Source organism: Streptomyces sp. H27-H1, assembly GCF_026627445.1.
Taxonomy (GTDB): domain Bacteria; phylum Actinomycetota; class Actinomycetes; order Streptomycetales; family Streptomycetaceae; genus Streptomyces.
Map to the genome: position 1 here is coordinate 182,822 of NZ_JAPNLJ010000001.1, position 20,932 is coordinate 203,753.

A 20,932-nucleotide genomic window follows, 5' to 3' on the forward strand; every position below is an offset into this window, starting at 1 on the left:
TTCAGTCCCTCGGTCCGTCAGTGGGAGGTGCCATCGGTGGATGCCGGAGCCTTGTACGTCCGCTCCTTGACGTCCAGCTCGACCTTGACCGGGCCGGACTTCTCGAAGCGCAGTTCGACGGTGACCTTGTCGCCGACCTTGGGGGTGTTCTTGAGCCCCATGAACATGACGTGGCTGCCACCGCGCGCCAGCCGCAGCTCGCCCTTCGCGGGCACGTCCAGGGACTGCACCTGCTGCATCTTCTGATCCTTGGTCTCGTGGACCTGCAGATCGTCGGAGAGCGGGCTCGTGACTCCGGTCAGCTTGTCGGCCGTCTTGGAGTCGTTCTTGATGACCATGAACGCGCCGGCCATCTTGTCGTTCACGGGCTCCGGCATGTAGCCGCCGCTGACCGTCAGCTTCGGCTGGTCGCCGGAGCCGGACGCCGAGTCCTTGGTGTCCGCGGAGCAGCCGGATATGGCGAGCGCAGCCGTCAGGGAGAGGGCGACGGCGAGGGTGCGGGTGGTGCGGGCGGTCACGGGTTCTCTCCCTTGACGATCTTCGGCAGATCCTTGGTGTAGTCATCGACGGTGGTGCTCTCGCCGTAGAGGAGGTAGCCCTCGTCGGTCTTGGGCGAGAAGGCGATGACCTGGGCGCCGTGCATGGAGACGACGTTGCCGTTGGCATCCTTCTTGGCGGCCTCGATACCGATGCCGAGCGTGCGCGCGGCCGCCTGGATGGTTGCGAAGTCCCCGGTCAGCCCGGTGAACGCCGGGTCCTGGCCCTTGAGCCACGCGCCGAGGGACTCGGGATTGTCCCGTTCCGGGTCGGTGGTGATGAAGACGACCTGGAGCTTGTCCTGGTCGGCCTTGGGAAGTGCCTTCTTGGCAACGGCGATGTTGCTCATCGTCAGGGGGCACACGTCGGGGCAGAGGGTGTAGCCGAAGTAGATGAGCGTCGCCTTGCCCTTGGTCTGCTCGCGCAGGTTCCACGGCTTGCCGGTGGTGTCCGTCAGGACGACGTCCGGCTTGTCGAAGGGGCGGTCGAGCACGGTGGCGGGGCCGGCTTTCGCCTGGCCCTCGCTGATCTGGGTGACCTGGCCGGTCTTGGCCGGTTCACCACCGCAGGCGGTGAGGGTGAGGGCGGCCGCCGCCACGAGGGCGGCGAGCGTCACACGTGTGGTGCGCATGGGAAAGTCCCTGAGATCGGGGGTTGTACGGGTGGATCCGCAGCCGGCCGGCTGTGCGGGATCGGCAGGTCAGGAGGTGCGGCGGCGCGAGGCGATACCGAAGGCCACGCCACCGAGTCCGATGACGATGCCGGCGACGCCGAGCGCGCGTGCGGTGGTGTCGGAGCCGGTCTTGGCAGCCGCCTCGTCGTGGCTGTCCTTGGGGTCGGCGGCGGCGTTCTTGTCGCCGTCCGTCTTCGCGTCGTGGTGGTCGCCCTCCGCCGGGGCGGCGTTCAGCTTGAGGACGGGGGCCGGGTTCTGCGGTTCCGCAGCGCCTTCCTTGGCCTCCTCGATCCAGCGGACGACCTCGCCGTTGTCGTAGGTCTGGATCGCCTTGAAGACCATCTTGTCGGCGTTGTCGGGGAGCTTGCCGATGGAGAGCGGGAACTGCTGGAACTTGCCGGACTCGATCTTGCCGCCTGTCCAGGTGACCTTGGTGACGGCTTCGTTGATCTGCTTGCCGTGCACGGTGAGCGGCTTGTCGAGCTTGGTCTTCTCGACGTTCACGATCCAGCCGGGAACGTCCTGCGGCATGACGGAGGAGAGCGGCTGGTCGACGGGGAAGTTGACTTCCAGCTGGGTCGTCGCGGCGCCGTCCCGCTCGTTGGGGACCTTGAAGTTGATCGTGGCGTAGCCGCCCTTGGTGGCCTCGCCGGGCTGCACGCCGACATGGGCGAAGGCGGTGCCGGACAGGAGGAGGACGGAACCGGCGGCGAGGGCGGCGGCGAAGGAGACGCGAGAGGTCTTCACGGCAGAAACACTCCACGGAAGCGGTGGTGACGGCGGCTCCGCACGCGGCGCGCACGGAGTTCGCGGCACCGGTACTCCCGATGTGAGTCCCGGGGAGAACAGATGCCGCTTCAGGCTGCGAGGGCGAATGCCGTCGGCGGCCCGCGCCTGATCACCGTGTGCTGGAGTGCGTCCCGGCCCGTGAAGAGCGCGGGACCGGTCCCGGCTCCCGCGGCCCGCGGGGTACGGGCAGGCCTGCCCGCGAGCCCCGCGCCGAGGGCCCGTACGTAGGCCAGCGCGGCGCGCAGCGGGCGCACCGGTCCGGCTCCGGCGGAGAGCCTGGACAGTTCGAGGAGGCGGAACAGCGCGGCGTCGCCGCGCCCGAGCAGCCAGCCGGCGGCGAGTGCGGCCAGCAGGTGCCCGATCAGCATGGCCGGGCTGAGCAGGCCGACGAGTCCGGTGGCCGGCTCCACGAGGCCCTGCCCCATGGAGGCGTGGGCCATGTGGCCCTGAGCCTCGGCCTGCGCGGCCACGGCGTCCGGGTCCAGCCCGGCGCTCTCCACGATCCGCCGGGCATCCGCCGGGTTGAGCGGGACGGAGTTGCCCCCGCACACCAACTGGGCGGCCAGTGCCGCGAGCGAGGTCTCCGAAGAAGTACCGCCGCCCGCCGGGGCCTTGTGCTGGCCGAGGCCGAAGAGGGTGTGCAGCGCGAGCTGTCCGCCGGCCAGCGCCGCGGCGATGCCGGGCAGCGACCGGCGGCGTCCCGCGAGCGGGGCCGCGACCGCGAAAACGGAGAGGAAGCCGGCGCACAGGGACCACCAGGGCACCGTCGCGCAGGAGGCCAGGGCGTGCCCGACCGCGGACAGCACGACACAGACCGCGGTGAACACCGCGGCCCGGATCAGCCTGAGGCCGAGTCCGGCCTGCGTCGCGTGGGGGGCAGTCATGGCTGGGCCATCATCGCACTGGGCTCAGGCGCCTCATACGGCAGGTGCGACAGATAGTTGCATCCCCGCGCACGGATGCCTCGTACGCGTTCCGTGTACGGATGCCCCCCGCACCTCTCCCCGTGGATGCCCGTACTCACTTCTCGCGGATGCTTGTGCGCGCCCCCGTACGCGCTCCCGCGCACTCCCCCATGCGCAGCCCCGCATACACCGCCGCCCGGGAGAGCCGCATCGGCCGAATGAGGGCTCTGTCGCCCCTGGGGGGCTTAGCCCCGGCGCGGGGAGGCAATACGTAACCCTATGAGCATCTGGTGGTCTCTCCACTTGAGGCGCGAAGCAGCGAGTGTGCCCCTCGCGAGGCGGCTGCTGTTGGGGACGATGGAGACGGCGGGGGTGGACCCGGACATCTCCTTCGACCTGTCGGTGGCGTTGAGCGAGGCGTGCGCGAACGCGGTGGAGCACGGTGGCCGCGAAGCCCCGTGCTCGGGATTCACGGACGGCGAATCTCCGGAAGGGACCGGGGCGTACCACGTCACGGCCTACCTGGACGGGGACCGCTGCCGCATCGAGGTGAGCGACTCGGGTCCGGGGTTCCCGGCCGCGACGGTGTCCCGGCGCAGACCCTCGCTGTCCGAGCACGGCCGGGGCCTGCACCTGATCGAGGAACTCGCCGACCACGTCCGGTTCCGCAACCGGCCGGGCCGGGGCGCGGTGGTCAGCTTCGACAAGATGCTGAAGTGGCGCGACGGCGCACTGCTGAAGGTGTCGTAGACGCGCCGATGGGCGGAACCCGACGAGGGTTCCGCCCATCGGCGCGTACGGGGGCGTCAGCTCTTGAGCCGCGCCATCCACGCCTCGACCTCGTCCGAGGTGCGGGGCAGCCCGGCCGACAGGTTCCGGTTGCCGTCCTCCGTGACGAGGATGTCGTCCTCGATCCGGACGCCGATGCCGCGGTACTCCTGCGGCACCGTCAGATCGTCGGCCTGGAAGTACAGACCGGGCTCGACGGTCAGGCACATGCCCGGCTCCAGCGTGCCCTCGACGTACGCCTCGGTGCGCGCGGCGGCGCAGTCGTGGACGTCCATGCCGAGCATGTGGCCGGTGCCGTGCAGGGTCCAGCGGCGCTGCAGACCGAGCTCCAGGACCCGCTCGGCCGGTCCCTCCACCAGGCCCCACTCGACGAGCTTCTCGGCGAGCACGTGCTGCGAGGCGTCGTGGAAGTCGCGGAACTTCGCACCAGGCTTGACGGCGGCGATGCCGGCTTCCTGGGAGGCGTAGACCGCGTCGTAGATCTTGCGCTGGATGTCGGTGTACGTGCCGCTGATCGGCAGCGTGCGCGTGACGTCGGCGGTGTAGAGGGAGTGGGTCTCCACACCGGCGTCGAGCAGCAGCAGGTCGCCGGAGCGGACGTCGCCGTCGTTGCGGACCCAGTGCAGGGTGCAGGCGTGCGGGCCGGCGGCGCAGATGGAGCCGTAGCCGATGTCGTTGCCCTCGACGCGGGCACGCAGGAAGAAGGTGCCCTCGATGTAGCGCTCGGAGGTGGCCTCGGCCTTGTCGAGCACCTTCACGACGTCCTCGAAGCCGCGGACGGTGGAGTCGACGGCCTTCTGCAGCTCGCCGATCTCGAACGCGTCCTTCACGGCGCGGGCCTCGGAGAGGTAGACGCGCAGCTCCTCGTCGCGCTCCTTGGTGACCTTGTCGGTCAGGGCGGTCTCGATGACGGAGTCGTGGGCGCGCACGGTGCGGACCGGGCCCTCGGCCTCGGCCAGCTCCTCGGGGAGCTTGCGGACGTCCTTGGCCGGCATGCCCAGGAGCTGCTCGGCCTCCGTGAGGGAGTGGCGGCGGCCGACCCACAGCTCGCCGCTGCCGGAGAGCCAGAACTCGCCGTTCTCGCGGTCGGAGCGGGGCAGCAGGTAGACGGTGGCGGTGTGGCCGGTCTCCCCCGTGGGCTCCAGGACCAGGACGCCGTTCTCGGTCTGGTCGCCGGTGAGGTACGCGTACTCGGTCGAGGCGCGGAAGGGGTACTCGGTGTCGTTCGAGCGCGTCTTCAGCCGGCCGGCGGGGACGACGGGGCGCTCACCGGGGAAGCGCCGGGACAGCGCGGAGCGGCGGGCGGCGGTGTGCACGGCCTGAGCGATCGGCTCCAGTCCACGCAGCTCGGTGTCTGCCCAGCCGGTGCGCATGCTTGCCGCGAGTTCCTCGCTGACACCCGGGTACAGCCCGTTCTTGCGCTGCTTGTGCTTCTTCTTGGGCTGCTCTTCTTCCGGGGTCTCCGGGGTGAGCTCGTCAGCCACGTCTTCTCCTCAGTACGACGGACACGGACCGGGTATGGACCTCATCCATCGTATGTGTGAGCGGACTCCCCCCGACGGGTCGTGTGACAAATCCGCCAAACCGGGTCACACGCCCCGGGCCGCTCGAACCGTCTCACGTCCCGCGTCTCACGTCCCGCGTCACACGTCCGCATCACACCTTCTGTGTCCCGTGTGGCCCGTCCCGCGTGACCCGTGCCGTATCACCCGTCCCGCATCACCCGTCCCGCATCACTCGAACCGTGCCGCGAGCAGCACGATGTCCTCGGAGGTGTCCGCGGGCGAAATGCCGCCGCCCCCTTCGCCGTCCGGCAGCACCGTCCGCAGGATGTGGTCGCAGATGGCGGCCGGGTCCTCGCGGGCGCTACGGGGAATCCCCGCGGCGGCGGCGTGCAGCCGCGCGTACGCCCGGTCCATCGGGTCCCCGGTCCGACGGAGCAGCCCGTCCGTGTAGAGCAGCACCGTTTCTCCGGGCGCGGGCTCGATCTCCACGCTCGGGGCCTCCCAGCAGGACAGCATCCCCAGCGGCGCGGAGAGGGTGGTCTCCACGTACTCGGTACGCCGCTCGCCGATCAGCAGCGGCGGAGTGTGCCCGGCTCCGGCCAGGATGAGCTTGCGTCCCCGGTCGCCCGGCCGGCCGCCGGCCTGGCCACCGGCGGGCTCGCAGTAGGCGAAGAGCGCGGTCGCCGAGCGCGCGGGCTCGGTCAGGCGCAGCAGCAGCTCCAGGTCGGAGAGGACGGCGACGGGGTCCTCGCCCTCCATGACGGCGTACGCCCGCAGCGAGGCCCGCAGCCGGCCCATCGCGGCGATGGCGCTGGGGCCCGACCCGGTGACGGAGCCGACGGCCAGCCCGAGGGCGCCCTCCGGCAGCGGCAGCGCGTCGTACCAGTCGCCTCCGCCGTGCGGGCCGGTGTGGTGCCGGGCGGCGAGCTGGACCCCGGGGATCCGCGGGAGCCTGCTGGGCAGCAGTTCCTCGGCGACGATGGCCAGGCTGGACCGGGCGCGCTCCACCTCCAGCATCCGGGCGAGATGCTCGGCGGCGTGCCGGACGTAGAGCCCGGCCAGGTCGCGCTGGCGGTCGCTGGGCTCGGCCTGTTCGTCGTAGAGCCAGACGGCCGCACCGAGCCGGCCGATGGCCTCGGCGGTCAGCGGCAGCGAGTAGCTGGCGGCGTAACCCAGGCGGGCGGCGACCTCGCGGTGCCGGGGGTCGACCGGGGTGGTGTGCCCCCCGGCGCCGGGGCCGGGGTTCGTTCCGGGCTCGGGGAGGACCTCGGAACCGCCGTGGGCGTCGGGCAGGCCGTCGAGGATGCGGCCGTGCGAGGTGGCGCTGCGCGGCACCGTCTCGATGTGGCCGAGGTCGGCGTGGCCCAGCCCGAGGCCGATCGTGGTGGTGGGGCCGAGTCCGTCGGAGGGCTCCAGGACGATCAGGCCGCGCCGGGCGCCGACGAGGGAGGCACCCGCTCGCAGGAACTCCTGGAGGGAAGAGGTGAGGTCACAGGCGCGGGCGAGCCGCTCGGTGAGTTCGTGGAGGGTGGTGAGGTCGGAGACCATGCCCGCGAGCCGGTCCTGAATGACCGAGCTCGCGGCGGGGCCCTGTGCCGGAGCGTGGGCCGTCCGCGGGGTCGTGGTCGTGGTGGTGGGCACCGGTGTGGGCGCCACAGTGTGCGGGGACGCTGTGACAGCTGGATCGATTCCAGCCACTTTCGGCAGATGCGGGGCGCTCATGGCGTCCGCCTTTCCAGCTGGTGCGATTCGCCATATAGCATCGCAAACCCCCAGATCATGCTGCGCCGCTATCAATGAATCCACATCTACACGCACACGAGGAGCGATGTCCAGCATTGCCCAGCTGGGAATCCTGGTGTCCGTGGGGCGGCAACTCACTGTTCGGTCAAGGCTAGAACTTGGCCGGAAAGGGCAGGGAGCGGGCGGTTTTTGCGGTCGACTGGGCGAGTCCTTCAGCCTGTCCGGGTACGTAATCGGTTGCACCCGGGGAGAGTTGGCGCAGCCCGGTGCCCGCCGGGAACCGCCGGGCACGGCCCGTCGTCCCCATCGACGACAGCCGTTCCCCCGCGCAGTCCCGGGTCGCGTACCGCCTTCGCCGGACGTTTCATGGACCCGTAAGACAACTGCACGAACCGTGTGAACCTGCTTCAGGCGGACAGTGACGCGAAACGTGCACGTGTGGTGAACCACCGCTTACATGGTGTGATGTGGCCCTCGGCGTTCAACGGAAAGGAACGAGCGCTCATGCGCGAGATCCTCGGAAGGCGTCTCCAGCGGCTCCGCAATCGTTTGCGAACCCTGCGCCCCGCCCCGCCGCAGGGCAGCGGGCCCGCTCTGCTCGACGCGGCGCTCACCTGCGCCACCACCTGGCGCTGGCCCGTACTGCCGGGCGTCGGACGCTCCGGCACCGACAGCACCCGGTGCGCCTGCCCCGACCTCGACTGCGCCGTGCCCGGCGCGCACCCCTTCGACCCCGGGCTGCTCGCGGCCACCACCGACCCGCGGATGGTGTCCTGGTGGTGGGCCAACCGGGCGGGCGCCCCGATCCTGCTGGCCACCGGCGGGACCGCGCCCTGCGCGGTGAGCCTGCCCGCCGCGGCGGCCGAGCGCGCCGTCGTACGACTGGACGCCCTGGGAATGCGCCTCGGGCCGGTCGTGGCCACGCCCACCCGGTGGTCGCTGCTCGTGGCGCCGTACTCGCTGGAGCGGCTCGGCGAGGTCCTCTATGCCAAGGACCACGTGCCTTCCTCGCTGCGTTTCCACGGCGAGGGCGGCTACTTGCTGCTGCCGCCCTCCGCCGCCATCGGCGGCGGCCAGGTGCGGTGGGAGCGCGAGCCCGCACGGGCCGGGGAGATCTGGCTGCCGGAGGTGGAGGCGCTCGTGGACGCGCTGGTGGAGGCGAGCAGCGAGGCACCGGGCGGCGGGAGCCGGCTCGCGTACTGAGGCCGGTGCGCCAAATCCGGTGTGCCGAACCCGGCGTACCAAACCTGACCCACCAAACCTGACCCACCAAACCCAATGCACCGAGGCCCGCGTACTGGCGCCTGTGCACTGGCGGATCACTCGTACGGGTGTCAGCGAGACGAGTTTCCAAGGGAATTGGGCGCGGGGATCTCCGCGCCCCATTCCCGCATCGCTATCTTCGGCGAATGAATCTCCGCCTGATCGGTATCGGCGCCGGTGTGTTGATCATCTTGTCGCTCCCGTTGGCGGGAGCGATCGCCGGGCCGGATTTCGCCGGTCAGGGCGATGGAAAGGGTGGAGGACTGCTCTCCACTTTCGGGCTCGGTCGCCCTTCCGCGGATGACCCGAAGTCTTCGGGCTCCGCGGATTCGGGCGGCGAGGGCGCGAGTTCCGCCTCCGGCCGGCCCCGTACGCTGGCAGCAGGCGGGGCGCCGGCCCGCCCGGGTCCGGCCGAGCAGTCGCGTACGGACGCGCGCTGCGGACCCGAACTGTCCTCCCCGCAGGGGGTGGAGGCGCAAACCTGCGTCCTGTCCGGTGACGGCCGGACGTGGGGGCGCAGCTACTACCGCAACACCAGCGGCCGCGCGCTCGACGCGGTGCTCACGGTGATGGGTCCCGCGGGGCGCACGGTGCAGATCCGCTGCGCGGTCGGCGCGGGCGACGAGCCGGGGCTGTGCGAAACGCCGAGGGAGGAGTCGGCCGGGTCTCCGGGCGATTACTCGGCCGTAGCGGAATTTGCAGTTCCGGATGATGAAGGAGCCCTGCTCCTGCGGTCCGGGAGCAACTCACCGGAACCGGGTGACGGTTGAGCGTCACCGAAAAATCAAAGGCCCGGTCGCTGGCGACGGGGGATGCACCAGCGACCGGGCTACAAGAACGGTAACAAGAGATCGCCTGTTCGCAAATTCGATCTCTGATATTCGGACACCGATTTGCAGGCGATTAGCGGGAGTTGTGACCCCGATCACCGGTGGCGGGTCACCGGTGACCCGCCTGTGGGACCTCCCGCAGGCTCTCGTGCCGGGCTCCCGAAGAGGCCCGGCGTCCCGGTCAGCTGAGCGTGACCTGGCGGTTGGTGAGGCCGCCGCGTGCCCGGCGCTCCTCCGTGGTCAGCGGCGCGTCCGTCGCGAGGGCCGCGGCAAGGCGCTCCGCGAGCTCGGCCGCCGGCTTCTCCACATCCTCCGCCGAGACTCCGGTGGGCAGGTCCCAGACGGGGACCATCAGGCCGTGGGCGCGGAAGGAACCGACCAGCTTGGTGCCCTCGCCGAGCGAGGACGTGCCCGCCGCGTGCAGTCGCGCGAGCGCGTCGAGCAGCTTCTCCTCGGGGTGCGGCATGACCCAGCGCAGGTGGTTCTTGTCCGGGGTCTCGCACCAGTAGGCGGCGTCCGCACCGGTCAGCTTGACGGTCGGGATGGCGGCCGCGTTGGCGCGCTCCAGGGAGGCGGCGATCTCCGGGGAGGCGTTCTGGGCGCTCTCCGCTTCCGGAATCCAGAATTCGAACCCGCTGTGTACAACCGGCTCGAAACCGCCGTCCGCGGACAGGAGATCCTGAAGTCGCGGACCCTCGGCCGGCACCCGGCGGGCCGCGATGACGGTGCCCGGCTCGGCGACGAGCGCGCGCTCCAGGGTGTCGGCCATGTCCCGGGCGAGGTCGCCGGTGGTCGAGTCGTTCTGCAGGCCGAGCAGGACGGAGCCGTCCTCGCGGCGCAATGCCGGGGAGGCCAGCGGGAGTACGGTCACCAAGGTGACGGAGGGGACGCCCTCGGGCAGTCCGCCCTTGAGGGTGAGCGGCACGGTGGCGGCGGGGACGAGCTCGCGCAGCGCCACCCAGTCGCACTCGCCGGGCAGGCCCTCGAACGGGCGGGCCACGTGCTCGGTGACGGCGTGCGCGGCGGCGGCGCCGTGGCAGGCCTTGTAGCGGCGCCCGGATCCGCAGGGGCAGGGCTCGCGAGGGCCCACCACCGGGATCTCCCCGCTGTTGAGCTGCGGCTTTGCGGACTTCGCGGCGGGGCGCTTCTTGGCCATCGTGGGTGTCTCCCGGTTGCGGCGGTACGGCGTCGGTCTGGGCGCGAGCCTAGCCGTTCGTACCGCCACAACCGGTGCCCAGCCGTTCGTACCGCCACAACGGGTGGGGGCGGCCGGAAGCACGGTCGGCGTGTGCTCCCGGTCGGTCGCCATCTGTCCACCCGCGGTCGGGTACCGATCGGATCAGGGATCCAGATCGTCGAAGGCCGTACTGAAATCGATCGCCGGGGGCGCGACGCGCGTAGCGAAATCCTCGTGCCGGGTCCCACAGGCGACGATCGCCCAGACGGTGACCTCACCCGCCGCTCCGTCCCGGACACCCCAGTCCTGGGCCAGGGCGCTGATGATGTTCAGCCCCCGTCCGCCCCGTGCGGTGACCGAGGGTTTGGCCGGGATGGGGCGGGTGGGCCCGCCGCCGTCCGTGACCTCGACCGTCAGACGCCCCGCTTTGTCCACGCGCCACGACGCCTGTATCCCACCGTCGCCGATCTCCCGGATGGCCAGCGGTCTGCCGTGCCGGCAGGCGTTGCTGAGCAGTTCGGAAAGGATCAGTACTGCGTCATCCACGATCGATTCGGACAGTCCGCTGATGCGCAACTGCTCGCGCATCCGGTGCCTTGCCTCACCCACGCCCGCAGGACCATGGGACACGTCCATGCACGACGACGTGGGCACTTCTTGTGCCACCATCAACGCCACCCCCGGAACCTCCTTAGCCCCACGCATGGTCTGGATGCCCCAATGGCCTGGACCGGAAACCGCCGCACGGGCGCCCGCTGACGCATTCGCGGCGCCGAATGCGGAGCGGATGCGCCGGTGCACACCCTGTAACGGATGGTTCGTGTGTGACGGATGCGCAAAACGGGACGTCAGCGGCCTAGCTGTGACAGAACTTGTCGTGGTCTGTTCGTGATGATGGCTTCTACACCTAGATCAGCGCAGAGCTGAACATCTTCCGGATCGTTCACGGTCCACGCGTGTACGGAGTACCCGGCGGCCTGAAGTTTTCGGATGAAGCCCGGATGGCCGCGGACGATCCGCATCCCCGGCCCGGCGATCCGGATCCCGGCCGGCAGCCTTCCGTCCCGCATCCGGGGCGAGATGAACTGCATCAGGTAGACGGTCGGGACCGTCGGGGCGGCCGCCCGGATCCGGTGCAGGGAGCGCGCGGAGAAGCTCATCACCCGGACCGGGTGCGGGCCCTCGGCGGGCGGGGCGTCCAGCGCGAACCGCTTCAGGAGGAAGAGCAGGCGCTCCTCCACCTGTCCGGCCCAGCGGGTCGGGTGCTTCGTCTCGATCGCCAGCTGTACCGGCCGCCCGGCGTCCGCCACCAGTTCCAGGAGCCGCTCCAGGGTGAGTACTGAGGTCCGCTCGGGGTCCGAGTCCCAGTCGGGAGACTCTTCGCGGTCCTTCCACGAGCCGAAGTCGAGGGCGGCGAGATCGGCCAGCTCCAGGGCGGAGACGGCGCCCCGGCCGTTGGAGGTGCGGTTCACCCGCCGGTCGTGGACCAGGACCAGGTGGCCGTCGGCCGTGAGCCGGACATCGCATTCGAGGGCGTCGGCCCCGTCCTCGATGGCCTTGCGGTAGGCGGCCAGGGTGTGTTCGGGGGCATCCTCCGAGGCGCCGCGGTGGGCGACGACCTGGATGGGGCGCGGCGTTGCGTGGGTCACCGGCTCATGGTGCCACCGAGAGGGCCGCGGATGTCGGGGGAGCCCTGTGGGTGCTTCTGGGGATGCGCCCGAAATGTCGGAGATAAAGGATGGGGGAGACTCACAGGTCCGGCTTACAGTGCTCTGACGGGCCATGGGAAAGGCTTTGCCCAGGAACTTGTACGGCACGTCGAACGTTCAGCCGGACCGATCGCCCGTATTTCTGAAGCCGTGTGTGACGAGGAGACAGCGCTGTGAGCACCGAGAACGAGGGCACCGCGGCCCCGACGCCTCCCGCGGGTCCGCCCGTACACCCGGTGGCCGCGCCCGTCGACGCCGCGCCCGCCGCACCGGCCCCCGTGGAGCCGCCGACGCAACAGCTGCCGCCGACGCCCGTGCCCGGCGCCGAGCCGACTCAGCAGCTCCCCCACACCCAGGCAGCGCAGCCCGCGGTTCCGGCCTACGCCGAGACCCCGGCCCCGCCGGTCACGCCGGCCTACGCCGAGAGCCCCGCTCCGCCGGTCACCCCGGCCTACGCCGAGAGCCCCGGTCCTGCGCCGCAGGCGACGGGCGCCGAGGGCTGGCCTCCCCCGCCGCCCGCGGCCCCCGCTTACGGGGCTCCCGGGTACGGGGCCGGTGACGGCCATGGCGGTGGCGGCTGGGGCGCGCCCCTGGGCACCGAGGGTGCACCGCAGCCCAAGCGGAAGGGCAAGGGCGGCCTGATCGCGGGCGTGGTCGCGGCGGCGCTCCTCGCGGGCGGCGTCGGCGGCGGCGTCGGCTACTGGGCCGCCGACCGGAGTGCCAACGGCTCCGGCTCCACCACGGTCAGCGCCGGCAACACCCCCAAGGAGCTCAAGCGGGATCCGGGATCGGTCGCGGGCCTGGCCGCCGGCGCGCTGCCCAGCGTCGTCACCATCGAGGCCTCGGCCGGCGACGGCGAGGGCGGCACCGGCACCGGGTTCGTCTACGACCAGCAGGGCCACATCCTCACGAACAACCACGTGGTCGCCTCCGCGGCGAACGGCGGCAAGCTCAGCGCGACCTTCTCCGACGGCAAGAGGTACGAAGCCGAGGTCGTGGGCCGGGCCCAGGGCTACGACGTGGCCGTCATCAAGCTGAAGACCCCGCCGTCCGGCCTCAAGCCGCTGCCGCTCGGCGACTCGGACAAGGTGGCCGTCGGCGACTCCACCATCGCGATCGGCGCCCCGTTCGGCCTGTCCAACACGGTCACCACCGGCATTGTCAGCGCCAAGAACCGCCCGGTCGCCTCGGGTGACGCCACCGGCGGCAAGAACTCGTACATGAGCGCGCTGCAGACGGATGCCTCGATCAACCCGGGCAACTCCGGTGGCCCGCTGCTCGACGGCCGTGGCGCGGTCATCGGCATCAACTCCGCTATCCAGTCTGCGGGCAGCGGCGGCGTGGGCGGCCAGGCAGGCTCCATCGGCCTCGGTTTCGCCATCCCGATCAACCAGGCGAAGAACGTCGCCGAATCGCTGATCAAGACGGGCAAGCCGGTCTACCCGGTGATCTCGGTCTCCGTGGACCTCGCGGCCAAGACCGACGGCGCGAAGATCTCCGAGACGGGAGCGTCGGCGCGCGAGCTGGTCGACCCGAACGGCCCGGCGGGCAAGGCGGGGCTGAAGCCCGGCGACATCATCACCGAGCTCGGCGGCAAGCCGATCGACAGCGGCCCGACCCTGATCAGTGAGATCTGGACGTACAAGCCGGGTGACACGGTGAAGCTGACCTACCTGCGCGGCGGAAAGCCGACCACGGTGGACATCACGCTCGGCTCGCGGGTCGGCGACAAGTAGCGGCCGGCCGTCGGTGGACGGCAGACCCAACTGGCTTGATGGTGAGGGGCCGTAGGCGCGATTGTGCCTGCGGCCCCTCCCAACGTCCGCTTATGCTTCGACCGTGTTCGATTCTCGGCACATACGGACGTTCCACGAGGTGGTCGCCTCGGGGTCCTACTCGGCCGCCGCCCGCGTCCTCGGGTACACCCAGCCCGCGATCACCCAGCAGATGAAGGCGCTCGAACGCGCCGTCGGCACCCCGCTGTTCACCCGCGTCGGGCGCCGCATGCAGCTCACCGAGGCCGGGGAATCGATGGCCCGGCACGCCGAGTCCATCCTCGGCAGTCTCGCCGCCGCCGAGGCCCAGCTGAAGGCGTACGCCCGGCTGCGGACCGGCCGTGTCCGGCTGTGCGGGTTCCCCAGCGCCAACGTCACCCTCGTCCCGGAAGCCCTGAGCAGCCTGGCCAAGGACCACCCGGGCATCCAGGTCGAGCTGCTGGAGGGGGAGCCCCCGGACTCCCTGCGCAGGCTGGAGCGGGGCGAGTGCGATATCACCCTGGCCTTCACCTATCCCGGCCTGCACGAGGAGGTGCCGGAGGAGGTCGCCGAGGTCAAGCTCATGGAGGACCAGCTGACGGTGCTGCTGCCGACCGGGCACCCGCTGGCCCGGCGGCGGGCCGTGAACCTCGCGGACCTTTCCGAGGAGCGGTGGATCGCCGGCTGCCCGCGCTGCCGGGCGAATCTGCTGCACGAATGCGCGGGGCTGGGCTTCGTCCCCGACATCCGGTTCGCCACCGACGACAACCTGGTGGTCCAGAGCCTGGTCGCACAGGGCCTGGGCGTGGCCATGATGCCCGCGCTGGTGCTGCCCTCGCTCTCACTCAGCAAGGTGTGCGGGCGGGCCCTGCTGCCGGCCGCCCGCCGCCACATCGCCGCGCACGTGTACCGCGACCATCTGCGGGTCCCGGCGACGGCGGTGGTGCTGGAAGCCCTGAGGCAGGCGGCCTCGAACCGCGTCGGCTGCTGAACCGGCCGACGGACGGGTCCGGCATCTTTCCCAACCCATAAGCGGGTCTTTGGATTTCAGCTGAGAACTGTCGTTGGACGTGATGGGTCGGCTCCCCGACCCTCCCCATATGACCACCACCACGCCGGCCCGCACGACCGCGAGGACGGCCGCCCTCGTCAGTGAGATCCGTTCGGTCGTGGACCGGGGGCTGGCCCCCGATCTGACCGCCTACCTGGTCGGCGAACGGCTCGCCCCACACCTGGGGACGCCCGGTCTGCTCACCGCCGAGCAGCGCGAGGGACACCCCGACCGCTACCGGCAGCACGTCCTGCACGCGGAACCGGACGGCAGCTTCTCCGTCGTGGCCCTGGTGTGGCTGCCGGGCCAGGAGACCGCCATCCACGACCACGTCTCGTGGTGCGTGGCCGGTGTGCACGAGGGCGAGGAGAGCGAGCTCCGCTACCGCCTCGCCCCCGCCACGGCCACCACCGGCGCCCGGCTGGTGGCGACCGAGCACGTGGTCAACGGCCCCGGAGACGTCTGCGGGTTCGCCCCGCCGGGAGACATCCACAAGGTCCGCAACTCCTGTCGCACGAAGGCGATATCCCTCCACGTGTACGGAGCCGACGTCAGCCGTCTGGGCAGCAGCGTCCGCCGCGTCTACACCCTCCCGACCGACTGATGGCCCTGCTGAACCGCCCGGTACGCGGGGCGGCCTCGCGGGAACCGATCGATGTTTCACGTGAAACATCGTCACCGTGGCCCGGATTGGGACTGGCGGCGGCCGGCGTGCTGGCGGCTTGGTCGGTGCATCGGCTGGCCCCCTGGGCCCCGATGCTGACGGTGTCGGTGCTGCTCGGCATCGCCGCGGCTCACCTCCCCGGCCTACGGGGCTTCGTACGGGGAACCGCGCGCCCCGGCCTCTCCCTGGCCGGGCGGCGCCTGATGCGGATCGGAATCGTCCTGCTGGGTCTGGCGCTGGGCCTGGACGAGGTGCTCCGGCTGGGCTGGGCCACTGTGGCGATGGTGGCCGCGGTGGTGGCGGCGACCTTCCTCGGCACTCTCTGGCTCGGCCGGCGACTCGGGCTGCCCGGGGACCAGCCGTTGCTGATCGCCACCGGGTACTCGATCTGCGGGGCCTCGGCCATCGGAGCCGTCAGCCAGGTGTCGGGCAGCGACGAGGAAGACGTGGCCTCCTCGGTGGCGCTGGTCACCCTGTGCGGCACCCTGGCCATCGCCGTACTTCCGTTGCTCCAAGCCCCGTTGGGCCTCTCGGACCCGGAGTTCGGCCGCTGGGTGGGCGCGAGCGTCCACGACGTCGGCCAGGTGGTGGCTACCGCTCAGACGGCCGGCCCGGGGGCCCTCGGCGAAGCGGTGCTGGTCAAGCTGATGCGGGTGGCGATGCTGGCCCCGCTGGTCGCGGCGGTGGCCTTCTCGGTACGGGCCCGCAACCGCGGGGTGCGTACGTCCTCGGGCCGCCGGCCGGCCCCGGTGCCGCTGTTCGTAGCCGGCTTTCTCGCGGCGGCCGCGCTGCGGGCCACCGGGACACTTCCCGACGTAGCGCTGGAATGGGCGCACACCGCCCAGGAACTGCTCCTGGCCGCAGCCCTGTTCGGCCTGGGCAGCGCGGTCCACCTGCCCACTCTGTCCCGTACCGGCGGCCGGGCCGCACTGCTGGGCCTCGCGGCCTGGGTGGTGGTGGCCGGAGCCTCGTACGCGGGCGTCCTCCTCACCTCCTAGGACGTGGAGTTGGCCAATTCCTGGCCGGAACCGACCGAACGTTCCGACTGGTGCCTGACTTCTCGTTCCCGGCGTGCCACCCTGCCCCGGATCCGCACCGACAGCTCTTCATCCGGGCACGGCAGAAGGAGTCATGCGTGAATCACCATCGGACAGCCATATCGGTCTTGCTCGCTACGGGGGCCCTGCTCGCGGGTGCGTTGACGGCGGCCTCCCCCTCGGCCGCCGCGCCCCGCCCCGCCCCGGGCTTCTGGTCGGCCGAGCAGATGCGGGCCGCCGCCCCGCTGGACATCACGGCCGCCCCGGGCGCGGCCACCCGCACGGCTCCCGTCACCGCGGAGCGCCCCACCACCATCGCCCCGACGCCGGCGAGCGCCTCCCCCACGGGGTCGGTCGCCTCCCCCGCGGCCTTCCCCCAGCCGGGCGGAGCCTGGACGTCCGGCGGCGCGGTGGTCAAAACCTCGGGCCGGGTCTTCTTCACCTTCAACGGGAAGAGCGCCTCCTGCTCGGGCGACTCGATCACCAGCGTCAACGGCAGCACGGTGATCACCGCCGGCCACTGCGTGAAGTACCAGGGCGCCTGGCACACCAACTGGATCTTCGTCCCGGGGTACGAGAACGGGAACGCGCCCTACGGGCAGTGGACGGCGACCAAGACCTTCGCGACCGACCAGTGGGTGGCGAGCGAGGACATGAACATGGACGTCGGCCTGGCGGTCGTCGCCCCGCTGAACGGCCAGACGCTCAGCCAGGCAGTCGGAGCCCAGGGCATCGTGTTCAACGGCGGCTACAACAAGAAGATGTACGCCTTCGGCTTCCCGGCGGCGGCCCCGTACGACGGCACCAAGCTCGTCTACTGCAGCGGCAACACAAGCAAGGACTTCCTGCTGACGAAGGACCACGGCCTACCGTGCAATATGACCGGCGGCTCCAGCGGCGGCCCCTGGTTCCAGGACTTCAACGAGGCGACGGGCCTGGGCGTCCAGGCCTCGGTGAACAGCTTCGGCTACACCTTCCTGCCGAACCGGATGTTCGGCCCCTACTTCGGCAACGAGGCGAAGGCTGCCTACGACAAGGCCCAGACCGCCTGACCCCCCGAGAAACCCAGCGCCGCCCCACCCCCACGGCCCGGTACTCTGTACCGGCCAGGTGGGTTGCCCGAGCGGCCTAAGGGAACGGTCTTGAAAACCGTCGTGGCAGCGATGTCACCGTGGGTTCAAATCCCACACCCACCGCCAGGTCAGAGAAGTAGCAGGTCAGAGGGCGTGAACCCGATTCGGGGTCACGCCCTCTCTGCTCACCCTGTCTCACCCTGGAGCACTTGTATCCCGCTGTTGACCAGCGCGTATGGGCCATGTGTGGGCCAGGACCACAAGACTCACGCGCCGCTCAGACCCTTCTCGATGAGCTCGTTCGCTCGGGACTGCTGGCCCTTCAGGATCTTGGCGTAGAAGCGGAAGAGCACGGTGAGGCTGTGTCCGGCCCGTTGCGCGACCTCCATCGGATCCACCCCGGAGTTGATCCACAGGGACACCCCCGCGTGCCGGAGCGAGTACGGCACATCTGCGAGAGGCGTCTTGGCATCCTCCGCTGGCAGGGCCTTGATCCGTGCCGCGTCCCAGAGGTTGCAGTACTCCGTCGAGCGGATCCGTCCCCCCTGTGCAGCCCGGAAGAGTCGCCCGTCGTCGGCGACCCCGTACTTCTCCTTGTGGTCGCGGAGCATCGCGGTCAGTACCGGCGGGATAGGAACGGACCTGGTCGCGGTCCGGGCCCGGCGCTTCAGCCCGCGCTGCTCGTACGACTGCCCGTCGTCGGTCCACCCCGAGCCGACCTCGGGGCGACTCCCCGCGAGGACAAGCTCTCCCCACCCGGTTGAGGGCAAGATGCAGTCCGCAGCGCGAAGGGCAGCGATCTCCGAAGGACGCATGGCCGCGTAGTACAGGCAGCCGAAGAAGCCGGCCATGTGCTCCCCTCGCCCGCTGGACTGCTTCACGGCGTCGATCAGAGCTGCGGCCTGATCGGGGTTGGGGACGTACCGGAAGTCGACCTCGTCGTCCTTATCGGGCGCGGTCCAGTCGAGACGGCCAAGAGGGTTAGCGGGGAGGGTGCCACGCTCGACGGCGTATCGCAGGGCGTTGCTCATGACCATGCGCTTCCGGTTCACCGTGTTGTCCGCAGCGGGCTTCCCGTTGAGCTTCTTGGACAGAGCATCAAGAGCCCCACGTAGGCGTTCCGACCGCGCGACCTCGGTCATCTTGACCGTGTTCGATGCGATCCAAGTAAGGGCGGCCGCGATGTCCTCCGGCGGCTTCTCGATCTCGTGCCGCAGACGAAGGGGGCCGTCGTCTGCCTGCACCGCGCGGAACGCCCACCCGTACAGCGCCTGCCGCAAGACGGCGGAGTCGGGAGCGCCGCGTGAGCTGGATACGAACGCCGGTGTCACGGTGGCGAACGTCTCGGCGATGCTCGCGCGGTGCTTGGCTGCGGCCTTCGGCCACTTCATCAGCACGTAGGCCGTGGCGTGCTCGTACCAAGTAGGTGTACTCAGCGCCTCGAACTCCGAAGCCGGCAGCCCGGTCTGCTCGTCGAACCGCTCCCGATTGCGAAGCGCGGTGAGCAGCTCGGAACGTCGACCGTCGGCCTGCACCTTGAGCTTGAAGCTTCTGGAGTGCGGCCGCTCTCCCGCTCGCCACCGCAGTTCGAACGGCTTGGGGCGCCCCTTCCGCTCTCGGATGGACCAGATATCAACGTCGTACGTCAGCATTTCTCTCCAATTGGAGAGAGGGCCCACCGAAGGGTGGGCCCTCTCTCTGAGTGGGGCGGGTCAGGCGGCGACTTCCTCGCACCCGGACAGCCAGGTGTCCAGGTCCGCACGGCGCACGCGGAGCTGGCCGTTGGGGAGCTTGATGAGACGCGGGCCTTGTCCACGGGCGCGCATCCGGTAGAACGCGGCTCGGCTCATGCCGATCTCCGTCAGCACTTCGGGGAGCTTGAGCATCTGGGGGCGCGCCATGAATGTCTCTCCTTCGCGAGCACTGGGAGGGTCTCCCCTCCCTCACGGGGGATCCGCAACATCCGCCACGCCGCAACATTGCTGGTCAGCGGCTCGGGTCTGTGGCGGATCGGGATTCTGTGGCGGATAGGTGCCGCCACACGCGTGGTGTGGCGGCACCTGGGGCCGATGGCCGGTTATCCGGCGACGGGGAAGAGCGGTGTGGCGGTTTCTGCGTGCGTGTGGCGGATGGCCGTGGCGGTATCCGCCACAGATTCACCCCCGCTGACCTGCGGTGTGGCGGATGTTGCGGCTGTTGCGGATTTCAGGAGGGGCGGGGGACAGTAGCGCTCCCACGCGTCCGTGAGGTCCTCGGCGTAGTAGCCCTTGGGGGTGCCGGAGGCGGTACGGATCCCACGCGGCTTGATGGGCTTGTTGCCGGGGGTGACGTATTGGCCGAGGAGGCGGGCCAGGGTCCGGGAGTTGAGCGGCTTGTCGTCCAGGTCGGCCCAGGGCGCTTCGTCCATGCGGAGGAGGCATTCGAGGATGACGGCGGTCGACATGCGGTCGGCGCCGCAGAACACGTGGTCGCGAAGGTCCGTGAGGAGGCGGACCCCGGTGGAGGACTCGTCGTTGTCCTTCGCCGCGGCAACGAGTTCGAGGCAGGCGGTACGAGCACGGGCGGGCCAGTCGCCTCCGGCGGCGTCGGCGACGGCGAGGAGCGGCTCCCACACGTCCGCCGGCCGGTCCGTCACCCCTTCCGGCATCGCGGGCCAAGCTCCGGCCACGCGGTCGCGGACGCTGTCGGCCCACTTCGCGAGGCGGTCGCGCAGCGCGTGGCCCTGCTGCTCGTGGACGCGCTGACGGTAGGGCTCGACCTTCTCGTTCGGGGCGCGCTTGCGCATGCGGACGATGACCGAGCGGGTCAGGACGGTGTCGGGCAGGGAGCCGAGTCCCGCCATGGCCACGGCGCAGTACGAGGGGAAGATCTGCGCAGTCTGGTTCGAGCCGTCTCCCACGCACCGCAGCGCGCCGCCGCTGCGCCGGTAGCCCGCGTTGAGGAACCCTCGCAGCGCTTCGTCGGGCCCTGCCTTCGGGCCGAAGATGGTGTCGACCTCGTCGAAGAGGACCGTGGGCAGGCCCTCAGGGGCGCCGACGAGGCGGTAGAGCCCGTTGGCGGAGGCGGACACGGTGGTGACCGGGCGCGGGGTGAGGATCTCCACGATCTCCAGTGCCCGCGACTTCCCCGATCCGGGCTCCGGGGACAGGAACGCGATCCGAGGTGTGGTCTCGAAGCAGTCGATGAGGTGGGCGTGCGCGTCCCACAGGACCACCGCCACATAGGCGGCTTCGCGGGGGAAGATGTTGAACCGGCGGTGGAAGGCTTCCACCTCGTCGAGCAGCGCGGCCCCATCGATGGGTACGACCGCGGGCTTGGGGTCGCTCATCAGGCGGCCTTCCCTTCCTGGGATACGAGCAAGGGGCAGACGGTCCGGTGCCGCACGTGGTCGTCGATCAAGGCGAGTGCGCGGCTCTGGCCAGCGGCGAAGAGG

Annotated in this window: 20 protein-coding genes and 1 tRNA gene; 9 read left to right on the forward strand and 12 right to left on the reverse strand. The window is 70.7% G+C overall.

Annotated elements, in window-relative coordinates; translation table 11 throughout:
* Positions 1-17: 17 nt before the first annotated feature.
* The 4 genes from OTB20_RS00825 to OTB20_RS00840 form a co-directional block, all read right to left on the reverse strand.
* Positions 18-518, reverse strand: a complete 501-nt coding sequence (locus tag OTB20_RS00825) for a copper chaperone PCu(A)C (RefSeq protein ID WP_267814490.1) — start codon at positions 516-518, stop codon at positions 18-20.
* On the reverse strand, positions 515-1,168 hold the full coding sequence (locus tag OTB20_RS00830) for an SCO family protein (RefSeq protein ID WP_267814492.1): 654 nt from the start codon (positions 1,166-1,168) through the stop codon (positions 515-517). Before OTB20_RS00830 ends, OTB20_RS00825 begins: the two co-directional genes overlap by 4 nt.
* A 69-nt stretch (positions 1,169-1,237) precedes the next feature.
* Complete coding sequence (locus OTB20_RS00835) at positions 1,238-1,957, reverse strand: YcnI family protein (protein WP_267814494.1); 720 nt, start codon at positions 1,955-1,957, stop codon at positions 1,238-1,240.
* 110 nt (positions 1,958-2,067) lie between these two features.
* Entirely contained in the window at positions 2,068-2,883 is an 816-nt protein-coding gene (locus tag OTB20_RS00840; protein ID WP_267814495.1) for a hypothetical protein, read from the reverse strand.
* A 300-nt stretch (positions 2,884-3,183) separates the two neighbouring features.
* Here OTB20_RS00840 and OTB20_RS00845 point away from each other — a divergent pair, with 300 nt between their 5' ends.
* Entirely contained in the window at positions 3,184-3,654 is a 471-nt protein-coding gene (locus OTB20_RS00845) for an ATP-binding protein (protein WP_267814496.1), read from the forward strand.
* Between the two features lie 56 nt (positions 3,655-3,710).
* Here the strand turns inward: OTB20_RS00845 and OTB20_RS00850 are convergent, their stop codons facing one another.
* Positions 3,711-5,177 (reverse strand): aminopeptidase P family protein, encoded by a 1,467-nt coding sequence (locus OTB20_RS00850; protein ID WP_267814497.1) that lies wholly within the window; start codon positions 5,175-5,177, stop codon positions 3,711-3,713.
* Positions 5,178-5,426: 249 nt separating this feature from the next.
* The gene (locus OTB20_RS00855) at positions 5,427-7,037 is read right to left on the reverse strand and encodes a PP2C family protein-serine/threonine phosphatase (RefSeq protein WP_267814498.1); all 1,611 of its coding nucleotides are present in this window, start codon (positions 7,035-7,037) and stop codon (positions 5,427-5,429) included.
* Between the two features lie 408 nt (positions 7,038-7,445).
* Between OTB20_RS00855 and OTB20_RS00860 the strand changes: the two genes are divergently transcribed.
* Both OTB20_RS00860 and OTB20_RS00865 read left to right on the forward strand, forming a co-directional pair.
* Positions 7,446-8,144, forward strand: a complete 699-nt coding sequence (locus OTB20_RS00860; RefSeq protein ID WP_267814499.1) for a bifunctional DNA primase/polymerase — start codon at positions 7,446-7,448, stop codon at positions 8,142-8,144.
* 206 nt (positions 8,145-8,350) lie between these two features.
* The gene (locus OTB20_RS00865; protein WP_267814500.1) at positions 8,351-8,974 is read left to right on the forward strand and encodes a hypothetical protein; all 624 of its coding nucleotides are present in this window, start codon (positions 8,351-8,353) and stop codon (positions 8,972-8,974) included.
* 241 nt (positions 8,975-9,215) lie between these two features.
* Here OTB20_RS00865 and OTB20_RS00870 read toward each other — a convergent pair whose 3' ends face one another.
* The 3 genes from OTB20_RS00870 to OTB20_RS00880 form a co-directional block, all read right to left on the reverse strand.
* On the reverse strand, positions 9,216-10,190 hold the full coding sequence (locus OTB20_RS00870) for a DUF5926 family protein (protein WP_267814501.1): 975 nt from the start codon (positions 10,188-10,190) through the stop codon (positions 9,216-9,218).
* A 183-nt stretch (positions 10,191-10,373) separates the two neighbouring features.
* The gene (locus tag OTB20_RS00875) at positions 10,374-10,880 is read right to left on the reverse strand and encodes an ATP-binding protein (RefSeq protein ID WP_420716298.1); all 507 of its coding nucleotides are present in this window, start codon (positions 10,878-10,880) and stop codon (positions 10,374-10,376) included.
* 179 nt (positions 10,881-11,059) lie between these two features.
* Positions 11,060-11,860, reverse strand: a complete 801-nt coding sequence (locus tag OTB20_RS00880) for a glycerophosphodiester phosphodiesterase (RefSeq protein WP_267814502.1) — start codon at positions 11,858-11,860, stop codon at positions 11,060-11,062.
* Between the two features lie 233 nt (positions 11,861-12,093).
* On the opposite strand from OTB20_RS00880, the gene OTB20_RS00885 reads away from it, so the two are divergent.
* From OTB20_RS00885 to OTB20_RS00910, 6 genes are all read left to right on the forward strand, one after another.
* Complete coding sequence (locus tag OTB20_RS00885; RefSeq protein ID WP_267814503.1) at positions 12,094-13,656, forward strand: S1C family serine protease; 1,563 nt, start codon at positions 12,094-12,096, stop codon at positions 13,654-13,656.
* Positions 13,657-13,759: 103 nt separating this feature from the next.
* Positions 13,760-14,665: a LysR family transcriptional regulator gene (locus OTB20_RS00890; protein WP_267814504.1), complete on the forward strand. Its 906-nt coding sequence runs from the start codon at positions 13,760-13,762 to the stop codon at positions 14,663-14,665.
* A gap of 109 nt (positions 14,666-14,774) precedes the next feature.
* Positions 14,775-15,329 (forward strand): cysteine dioxygenase family protein, encoded by a 555-nt coding sequence (locus OTB20_RS00895; RefSeq protein WP_267754395.1) that lies wholly within the window; start codon positions 14,775-14,777, stop codon positions 15,327-15,329.
* Entirely contained in the window at positions 15,329-16,387 is a 1,059-nt protein-coding gene (locus OTB20_RS00900; protein ID WP_267814506.1) for a YeiH family protein, read from the forward strand. Before OTB20_RS00895 ends, OTB20_RS00900 begins: the two co-directional genes overlap by 1 nt.
* Before the next feature lie 137 nt (positions 16,388-16,524).
* Positions 16,525-17,478 carry a trypsin-like serine peptidase gene (locus OTB20_RS00905; protein WP_267814507.1) on the forward strand — a complete coding sequence of 318 codons (954 nt, stop codon included), beginning with the start codon at positions 16,525-16,527 and terminating at the stop codon, positions 17,476-17,478.
* 57 nt (positions 17,479-17,535) lie between these two features.
* Positions 17,536-17,625, forward strand: a tRNA-Ser gene (locus tag OTB20_RS00910).
* A gap of 140 nt (positions 17,626-17,765) precedes the next feature.
* Here OTB20_RS00910 and OTB20_RS00915 read toward each other — a convergent pair.
* The 3 genes from OTB20_RS00915 to OTB20_RS00925 all read right to left on the reverse strand — a co-directional run bounded on the left by OTB20_RS00915 (position 17,766) and on the right by OTB20_RS00925 (position 20,827).
* Positions 17,766-19,151 (reverse strand): tyrosine-type recombinase/integrase, encoded by a 1,386-nt coding sequence (locus OTB20_RS00915; protein WP_267814509.1) that lies wholly within the window; start codon positions 19,149-19,151, stop codon positions 17,766-17,768.
* A gap of 60 nt (positions 19,152-19,211) precedes the next feature.
* Positions 19,212-19,400, reverse strand: coding sequence for a helix-turn-helix transcriptional regulator (locus tag OTB20_RS00920; RefSeq protein ID WP_267814511.1), 189 nt, complete (start codon positions 19,398-19,400; stop codon positions 19,212-19,214).
* A gap of 176 nt (positions 19,401-19,576) precedes the next feature.
* The gene (locus tag OTB20_RS00925; RefSeq protein WP_267814513.1) at positions 19,577-20,827 is read right to left on the reverse strand and encodes a DUF3631 domain-containing protein; all 1,251 of its coding nucleotides are present in this window, start codon (positions 20,825-20,827) and stop codon (positions 19,577-19,579) included.
* Positions 20,828-20,932 lie beyond the last annotated feature (105 nt).

Bases quoted from the DNA above. Each gene is read 5' to 3' on its own strand.
- OTB20_RS00830 (WP_267814492.1), bottom strand. From the start codon at position 1,168: ATGCGCACCACACGTGTGACGCTCGCCGCCCTCGTGGCGGCGGCCGCC.
- OTB20_RS00840 (WP_267814495.1), bottom strand. From the start codon at position 2,883: ATGACTGCCCCCCACGCGACGCAGGCCGGACTCGGCCTCAGGCTGATC.
- OTB20_RS00845 (WP_267814496.1), top strand. From the start codon at position 3,184: ATGAGCATCTGGTGGTCTCTCCACTTGAGGCGCGAAGCAGCGAGTGTG.
- OTB20_RS00855 (WP_267814498.1), bottom strand. From the start codon at position 7,037: ATGCTGGACATCGCTCCTCGTGTGCGTGTAGATGTGGATTCATTGATA.
- OTB20_RS00860 (WP_267814499.1), top strand. From the start codon at position 7,446: ATGCGCGAGATCCTCGGAAGGCGTCTCCAGCGGCTCCGCAATCGTTTG.
- OTB20_RS00865 (WP_267814500.1), top strand. From the start codon at position 8,351: ATGAATCTCCGCCTGATCGGTATCGGCGCCGGTGTGTTGATCATCTTG.
- OTB20_RS00870 (WP_267814501.1), bottom strand. From the start codon at position 10,190: ATGGCCAAGAAGCGCCCCGCCGCGAAGTCCGCAAAGCCGCAGCTCAAC.
- OTB20_RS00875 (WP_420716298.1), bottom strand. From the start codon at position 10,880: ATGGTGGCACAAGAAGTGCCCACGTCGTCGTGCATGGACGTGTCCCAT.
- OTB20_RS00895 (WP_267754395.1), top strand. From the start codon at position 14,775: ATGACCACCACCACGCCGGCCCGCACGACCGCGAGGACGGCCGCCCTC.
- OTB20_RS00900 (WP_267814506.1), top strand. From the start codon at position 15,329: ATGGCCCTGCTGAACCGCCCGGTACGCGGGGCGGCCTCGCGGGAACCG.
- OTB20_RS00915 (WP_267814509.1), bottom strand. From the start codon at position 19,151: ATGCTGACGTACGACGTTGATATCTGGTCCATCCGAGAGCGGAAGGGG.
- OTB20_RS00920 (WP_267814511.1), bottom strand. From the start codon at position 19,400: ATGGCGCGCCCCCAGATGCTCAAGCTCCCCGAAGTGCTGACGGAGATC.
- OTB20_RS00925 (WP_267814513.1), bottom strand. From the start codon at position 20,827: ATGAGCGACCCCAAGCCCGCGGTCGTACCCATCGATGGGGCCGCGCTG.